This window comes from Treponema sp. (assembly GCF_045657965.1).
GTDB lineage: Bacteria > Spirochaetota > Spirochaetia > Treponematales > Treponemataceae > Treponema_D.
In genome coordinates this window covers 21,370-29,102 of the sequence record NZ_JAZOUG010000296.1, presented here as the reverse complement: position 1 = coordinate 29,102, position 7,733 = coordinate 21,370, and the positions used below count along the sequence as shown (strand labels likewise).

Annotated in this window: 8 protein-coding genes; 1 reads left to right on the top strand and 7 read right to left on the bottom strand. The window is 38.6% G+C overall.

Going from position 1 to position 7,733, the window contains the following annotated elements:
- Positions 1-83: 83 nt before the first annotated feature.
- Genes ACKI5B_RS11255 through ACKI5B_RS11240 form a run of 4 tightly spaced genes read right to left on the bottom strand, consistent with a single transcriptional unit; the run spans position 84 to position 3,341 of the window.
- Positions 84-1,418 (bottom strand): MATE family efflux transporter, encoded by a 1,335-nt coding sequence (locus tag ACKI5B_RS11255; RefSeq protein WP_407428791.1) that lies wholly within the window; start codon positions 1,416-1,418, stop codon positions 84-86.
- An 8-nt stretch (positions 1,419-1,426) separates the two neighbouring features.
- Entirely contained in the window at positions 1,427-2,005 is a 579-nt protein-coding gene (locus tag ACKI5B_RS11250; RefSeq protein ID WP_407428789.1) for a carboxylesterase family protein, read from the bottom strand.
- A gap of 23 nt (positions 2,006-2,028) precedes the next feature.
- Positions 2,029-2,655, bottom strand: coding sequence for a hypothetical protein (locus ACKI5B_RS11245; RefSeq protein WP_407428787.1), 627 nt, complete (start codon positions 2,653-2,655; stop codon positions 2,029-2,031).
- 35 nt (positions 2,656-2,690) lie between these two features.
- Entirely contained in the window at positions 2,691-3,341 is a 651-nt protein-coding gene (locus ACKI5B_RS11240; protein WP_407428785.1) for a TetR/AcrR family transcriptional regulator, read from the bottom strand.
- 102 nt (positions 3,342-3,443) lie between these two features.
- Here ACKI5B_RS11240 and ACKI5B_RS11235 point away from each other — a divergent pair, with 102 nt between their 5' ends.
- Entirely contained in the window at positions 3,444-4,319 is an 876-nt protein-coding gene (locus ACKI5B_RS11235) for a DUF3737 family protein (RefSeq protein ID WP_407428783.1), read from the top strand.
- A gap of 13 nt (positions 4,320-4,332) precedes the next feature.
- On the opposite strand, the gene ACKI5B_RS11230 is transcribed toward ACKI5B_RS11235, so the two are convergent.
- From ACKI5B_RS11230 to ACKI5B_RS11220, 3 genes are read right to left on the bottom strand one after another with little or no spacing between them, the layout of a single operon-like run.
- On the bottom strand, positions 4,333-5,583 hold the full coding sequence (locus ACKI5B_RS11230) for an extracellular solute-binding protein (protein WP_407428781.1): 1,251 nt from the start codon (positions 5,581-5,583) through the stop codon (positions 4,333-4,335).
- Positions 5,584-5,592: 9 nt separating this feature from the next.
- The gene (locus ACKI5B_RS11225) at positions 5,593-6,516 is read right to left on the bottom strand and encodes an HD domain-containing phosphohydrolase (protein ID WP_407428779.1); all 924 of its coding nucleotides are present in this window, start codon (positions 6,514-6,516) and stop codon (positions 5,593-5,595) included.
- Entirely contained in the window at positions 6,516-7,676 is a 1,161-nt protein-coding gene (locus ACKI5B_RS11220; RefSeq protein ID WP_407428777.1) for a GGDEF domain-containing protein, read from the bottom strand. The genes ACKI5B_RS11225 and ACKI5B_RS11220 overlap by 1 nt, the downstream gene beginning before the upstream one ends.
- Positions 7,677-7,733: the final 57 nt, after the last annotated feature.

Below are 7,733 nucleotides of genomic sequence, written 5' to 3'. Positions count from 1 at the left end.
CCGACTTGCCTGGCATATGAATAAAAAACACTGGATTACCGTTCTTCTCACCGCTGTCACTGATTTTGAAAAGCTGTGCAATCTTACACAGGAGAGCTGGGAGCTGGTTTCAACTTAACATAAAAGAAAAGCCCGGCTATCGTAGTAAGGCTTTCTGTAATTGGGAAAGTCAGCCAGAAATACTGCAACCCCAGACGGGAAAAAAGCCAGCCCAGAGGAACGAAAAGAACAACGGTTCTTAATATCGTAAGAAAGCAGCTCTTAAAAACTAATCCCAGAGCCTGAAAAACCACAGGGAACATCAGGGATGTCACCATAGGAATAAAGCTCACACCAATAAACTTAAAGCCCCACACACCAATTTTTATGACTTCTTCATCTTTTGTAAAAAAGCGGAACATAAGTTCTGCAATAAATTCAAAGCATAGAGTTCCCGCAAACATCAAAGCCATGCCAAAAAGAATGGATTCCCTTACAGTTTTTCTGCAACGGTCCAGTTGTCCGCTTCCATAATTGTAGCTTATGACAGGAACCACACAGGTCTGCATGGCCCCCAGCGGAATAAAAAAGAAAGTCTGCCATTTATAATAAAGCCCCAGGGCCGTTACCGCCTGATCAGAAAATGTCTTTAAAATCAGATTGAGCCCCAGAATGTAAAATGTGTATGCAGACTGCATGAGGATGTTCGGAAGCCCAAACTTAAAAATGAGGCTTGAGTAAGGTACAAAATTGGCAAACTTTGGAGACCTTTTAAAGCCTTTTTTCATCACAACAAGGGCGGCCGCAATCTGACCGGTAACCGTAGCATAAGCCGCGCCCCTTATTCCTAAAGCAGGAAAAACTATTGAGCCATAACTAAATCCAAATATCAAAAGCGGGTCAAGAATGATATTTACGAGCGCTCCGATTATCTGAGCCAGCATAGGAAGACGCATGTTTCCTTCAGACTGTAAAACCTTTGTCCATCCGCTTTCGAGAAAAAGTCCGAAGCTGAAAATGCAAACAATCCTTCCATAAACAATGACATCGCTGATTACTTCTTCCGTGCCGCTTCCAAGGCGAGCATAGAAAGGCATAAAGAAAAATCCCGCAAGTGCAAAAACAGCCCACAGAATCAGGGCAAGAGGAGCTGCCATTCCGGCACATTTTCTGGATTCCTCATTTCTGCCACAGCCAAGCTTTCTTGCCATCAAAGTATTTATGCCAACACCGGTACCCACCGCAAGAGCAATCATCAAAAGCTGAATTGGATAAATGATAGAAAGAGCCGTCAGCCCTGTTTCTCCCGAGCGTCCGATAAAAAAACTGTCAACGATATTATAAAGGGCCTGAATCAGCTGAGAAAACATCACCGGAGGGGCAAGTCTTAATAAAACCCGACTGATTCTTTGATGCCCGAAAAGTTCCTGCGTAGTCATTTAAATCATTATAGTGATTTAACCGGATTTGCGACATAGGGGGATTTTCTATCTTGAGAACTTTGTGCGAAAAGCCAGTCGCGGATTCCTTCGATGTTGTAGGCAAGGCTCCATGTGTACATGTGGCTTCCTCCAGCAAACACATTCATGCGTATATCCGCATCTTTTTCGAGCATTGCGTTCACATTCGCTTTCATTTCTTCACAGTCAGCTTTTGGATTCCACATTTCTTCTCCACGGGCAACCTTTGAACCGAGTTTTTCCCATAAATCGACAGCTGCACTCATTCCAGGATATGCTTTTTCATCGCCCTCACAGACTACAATCCACAGCTTTTTGTCTTTCATTGCTCCCATCTCTTCGACATTCCACTGACCTGCAACAAGGAACTGGGCCGCAAACAAGTCCGGGTGCCTTTCGCTCAAAGCAATGTTTGTCATGCAGCCCTGAGACTGTCCGGTGCCATAGATGCGGTTTTTATCTACAGCATACTCTTCAATGACAGAATGAAGAAGATTGTCTACGGCAGTCAGTCCTTTTGACCAGGAATAGCTGTCATCGGTGAGAGGCCCGAATTCTTTAACCACCGAATACGGATACTGCACGGCAACTACAATTGATTCATGCTTTGCCTGTTCTTCGGAAGATACACAAAATAAGGAAGTGTAATTCCGGTTTCTTTGTCGGTAAAATAGTATTTCTTGAAATCCTGCAGGACAAGCTCGGTTGATGATGTTGATTTTATCGAAGTTGAGCCTGCCTTATAAATCGTGCCGTTCTTTGCCTTAATGTCAGCAATCTGAGTAATGCTTGCCGTTACATCAACAGGCACGCCGTCATCGTCAAAACGCGGTCCGTTATCGGCCTGTACGTTTTCACCTTCAGAAGATTTTGGACGCTGCGGCATTTTTCCATTGGTTGCATCCCATTTGTTTACGTATGCGAGTTTGAGTGTGACATTTTTTCCGTCAACACTTACTTCTTCCACCGTGCGAAGAACTGTTTTTCCGTTTTCAATACATTCAACCGTATAAGAGTTCAAATTTACAGAAGCTGCATCAATTTTATTTGAATATGTAATAATGACTGCTGAAACTTTTTCTCCGTCTCCAAAAGATTCTGCAACTGTAGCGATTTTTTTGATTCCCTTTTCGGCCGGAACAGATTTCACTGCAGAAAATGCAAAAACTGTGCACATTACACAGACAGACGCAAAAACTAATTTCTTTATTTTCATAGAATCTCCTTATTAAGTTATTTATCAGCATTAACTTAACGTGTTTTCTTTTTCATCCACTCAATATTCATTAAAATAAAGTCTTTAACATCAGAACGAAGATTGCGTTCTTTTGGCTTTATGTTTAAGTTTTTTAATGCCTGAGCAATCAAAGGGTTTGCCTGACAGTTTGTAAAATAAGCAGAAGCATAATTCATCACAGAAAAAATCAGATTTTCAGCATTATCTTCTGTAACTGAAAGGGTATTAGAAAGCCGCTTTTTTAAAACATCTGCCAGTTCATAATAAATTTTCTTAAATGCTGTCAGACGCTCCACCGTAACATTCCGCTCTATAATTGTTAGCAGAAACGCAGTGTATTTAAAATAATCTTCGTGACTGGCAATCTGCGCCGTCCAGATTTCAGCAACAGTTTCGTTTGAAAAGCATGCTCCTTCAGGAAAAACCGTTATCAGTGCCTGCAAGTATTCGCTCATTCTGTCCTGCACAATTTCAAGATAAATTTCTTCTTTTGTGGTGACATATTTGTAAAGATTTGCGCGCGACCAGTCCAGTTTTTCTGCAATATTTGAAAGATTTATTTCGGTGTACGGCATTGTCTTAAAAAGTTCATCCGCCGCCTTTTTGATTTGAGACATTCTCTCTTCTTTTTGTTCGTCCGTTCTCGCCCTGATATAGTCAGCCATATCTGTATGATAATCTAAATTTTTTTTCTTGACAAGTGATAATATGTTTTATATATTATTTGTTAGTTACAGATTGTTACTTAACAATAAGGACAGTAAACTATGAAATATACAGACCAGACATTCGACGAAGAACGTGCTCTTTATGCAGTTTCAGATTCTCTTATTGAAAACTGCCGCTTTGATGGCCCGGCCGACGGTGAATCTGCACTAAAAGAAACTCACGATATTGAAGTCCGTAAATCCTTTTTTAACCTGCGCTACCCTTTCTGGCATGTTACCAACGGTAAGATTTTTGATTCAGAACTCACAGAAAACTGCCGGGCTGCCCTCTGGTACGATAACAACATTTTGATTGAAGGGTGCCATCTTAACGGTATCAAAGCCCTTCGTGAATGTGATACTATCACGATTAAAAACTCTACGGCAAACTCACCGGAATTTATCTGGAAATGCCGGAATCTCCACATTGAAAACCTTACAATTGAACAGTCAGAATATCCTTTCTTTGAAGTAGAAACCGCAAAAATCGAAAAACTCAAAATGAAAGGAAAATATTCTTTCCAGTACTGCAGCAATATCGAAATCACAAATTCCGAGCTCGACACAAAAGATGCCTTCTGGCATTCAAAAAATGTCACCGTACGCGACAGCGTTATCAAAGGAGAATACCTTGGCTGGTATTCAGAAAATTTAACGCTCATCAACTGCCGCATAACCGGAACCCAGCCGTTCTGTTACTGCAAAAACCTTGTACTAGAAAACTGCACTATGGAAAACTGCGACCTTTCTTTTGAAAAAAGCACAGTTCAGGTAAGCGTTAAAGGCAAAATCGACAGCGTTAAAAATCCGCTCAGTGGCAAAATCGAAGCCGACTGCATCGGCGAAATTATCCTGGACGATTCAATCACGGATGTTTCAAAAACTAAAATTATCTGCCATAAAAGGCCGTCTCAAAACTGTTTCAAGTGTGCATGAAAGTAATCAACACTTAAAAATTCATCATATTTTGAAGGCGGATCTGCGCATTTGAAAGACCTGTAAGAATATCTTTTTCACCCCTGATAATCATCTGCATTTCTTCGCCCAGAATCGTATAAAATTCAGGCCATTTTTTCATCACAGGTCTGTAAACTCCGCCTTCTAGTGCCTGACAGACAACTTCATACTGAGGAAATTTTTTAAGAATCTCCCTGTCTTTTAAGCTGGAATAACGGCATGGCACGCCGCCGAATTCTACCGATGCTTTCTGAACACTCCTGTTCATTATATATTCAAGAAAAGTGAGTGCCTCTTCTTTATTTCTGGAATTTGAAGGAATACCAACTGTCCATATTCCATAAATATTTGCATTATAAGATTTTCCACCTTTTTCGGCTTTTCCGGTAAGGGCAAGATAATCCATTGCAGAATTTCTTGTGGGAGTATACCAGCCCGGCCAGCCGATTGCCATTGCTGCAGAACAGTTGGCAACAGCTGTAATAAGATCGTCCTTTTCAGCTGCCCTTCCCGTTTCAATTAATTTTAAATACATATTCATGGCTAAGCGGAATTCATTTGTATTTACTGTAGGATTGTTGTATCCATCAACAACCCAGCCGCCATAAGACAAAAGAATGGGCAGAAAATCCACAACAATATTATTATACGTATCGCCGCGGTACATAAAACCATAATTATGATTTTTTCTGGTTATACGGCATATTTTTAAAATATCTTCAAGTGAGTTAATTTCTTTGACTGAATATCCTGCTTCTTTTACAAGAAGTTTATTATAAAGCAGAACTGTAACATTACCGTAAAATGGCGCAAGATAAAGTTCATTGTTGTAATAACAGATGCTTTTCGTTGCAGGAATTATATCATCATCAAGCTCATAATCTAAATCTGAAAGAGAAGCAAGCACATTGTTTTCTGTATATTCAGCCATCCATGAACCGTCTACCATACAGAAATCATATTCACCCTTATTGCTTTCATAATCAGTTAAAATTTCATTTCTAAGACCGCTTTCAGAAAATTCTTTTACAATACAGCTTATGTTATATTGTTTTTCAAAATCAGGAATCTGCTTTTTTATAACATCAGAATAAACTCCCTGGCGTAAAGCAAGTGTAATTACTTTATCTGATAAAGTTTTTTTCTGATTCTGAGAATTTAACAGAATGTATGAATAAAGTACTCCGGCAAAAAAAATTACGAAAACCGCAGTGATTAAAAAAATTCGTATTTTGATTTTCATTGATTATCCTTAATTTCTGAAATTTTCTTCATCATAGCATTTCATGATTTTTATGACTTCCTTCATGCATGAATCAACCTTATGCAATGGAATAGAACAGAAAACTTCAACAAGTTCCGGATCAAGCTGAGTTCCGCTGGCAAGCTTTAATTCAGAAACTGCTTCTTCATAAGAAAGCGTAGCCTTATAAGAACGTTCCATTGTAATTGCAGAATATGTATCAGCAATTGCAATAACTCTGGAAGCAAGAGGAATTTCATTTCCTTCAAGATGGTAATACCCCGTGCCGTCCACACGCTCATGATGATATTTTATCCAGTTAAGTATTTCTACAAACGATGGAATTGGCTTTAAAATTTTGACACCAATTCCAGGATGACGGCGCATGAATTCCCATTCACTCTGTTCAAGTTTACCGATTTTCTGAATTATTGACCTTGGAACACCAAGCTTACCCACATCAAAAAGTAGGGCTGCATATTCAAGATTATATGGATTTAATGACAGCCTGTAACGCAGTGGCAGGTAATCATACATAAGCATGGTCAGGCGCTGTACATGAAGTGAATGTCCTTCAAGATTCGGGTCTCCTGCCTCAATTACACCAACAATCGCCTGTAAAACCTGCATTGAAGTTTTTTCGACTCCATGCAGATAACTTATAAACCAGGTAAAGGCAACCAGAATCACAAAAGTAAGGATTAGTATTGCAGCTCCATACTTCACTGTAAGCAGATATGAGGAATAAACAACAATTATTAAGGCGGAAAGAGCAAAAAGCATTATTACTGCGGCTGTTGTTGAAATAAGCCGGAAAATATCTTTTCTTGCCAGAACATTTCTTCTGAAAAACATTACATACAGAAAAACAAATGTCAAAAAGGCAGAGAACAGAAAGGCAAAAATAAGTAAATTTTGAAGCAGAATAAACATTATATTCCTCCACCAAATTCATCATCAAAGAATATTTGATTTTTACCGGCACGTTTTGATCGATACAATGCCTGATCAGCCCTTCTATAGGCAGAATCAATATCACAGTCAGAAACAGAAAGTTCTGTAACACCAAATGAAGCTTTTATTCCATCCAGATTCAAAAACTTTAGAGAGTTTAATGATGAAAGCAGATTTGTCAAAAAGTTGCGGATTTCTGAACGACTTTTTTTGTCCCTGATAAACAGGATAAATTCATCTCCGCCAAGCCGGCCTGCAAAGCTGACATTTCCTGCAATGATTTTGTCAATGAGGGTAAATTTATCGATTGATGCAATATGCAGGGCATCAAGGATTGTTTTACCGGCAACCTGAATTGTTTTATCCCCCATCTGATGACCAAGCGTATCATTTATTTCTTTGAAGCCGTCTAAATCTATAAGACACAGAGCAGAATTTTCTTCATTTTTTTTGCGCAGAATTTCTTCGACCACTGAGAAAAATTTTGTCCGGTTAAGCAGTGATGTAAGGCCGTCAAAACTGGATTTTATTTCAAGTCCCCGCTGAATATGCTGGTCGCGCTGATACAAAATAAACTGATGCATTCGTGTTCTCTGGAATGTATAATGAAGCCCCAGAGCCAGAATCAAAACAATTAAACCGTTATATGTATCATGATATGCAACAGAAAAAGTTTTATAGATAAAAGACATGACAATAAAAACTAAAGTGCAGAAGGTAAGCATAAAGATTATACGATAAAACCTGTCAATAAAAGAAAGGGCACAGATAATCAGAAGAACTAAATATATTGTCGCAGGCATATACGGCTGAATTATTGAAGCAATTATTCCGTATGACAGAAGCATTGTGATTGTAATGTATACGGACAAACTGTTATGTTTATCAGAAAAATCAGGCAGTAAAACTATATACAAATCGAAAAGCAGTGAAAAAGCCGCATAAGAAGCATAAAAAGGAATTCTTGCATGAGACACAGCAAATAAATTTAAAATACAGAAAATCAGATACAGGATATTAACCAGCAGAAACCACGAAGTAATAATAAAAATATGTTTGCGGTTTGTGGAATTAACCAGCTCAATACATTCAGAAAATGTACCCTTGTCATATCCGTAATAATTAAAACTGTTGTTCATTTATACAAAACCTCGATTTCTGTTTTCAATTTATTTTAATATAAAAATAAGAAAATC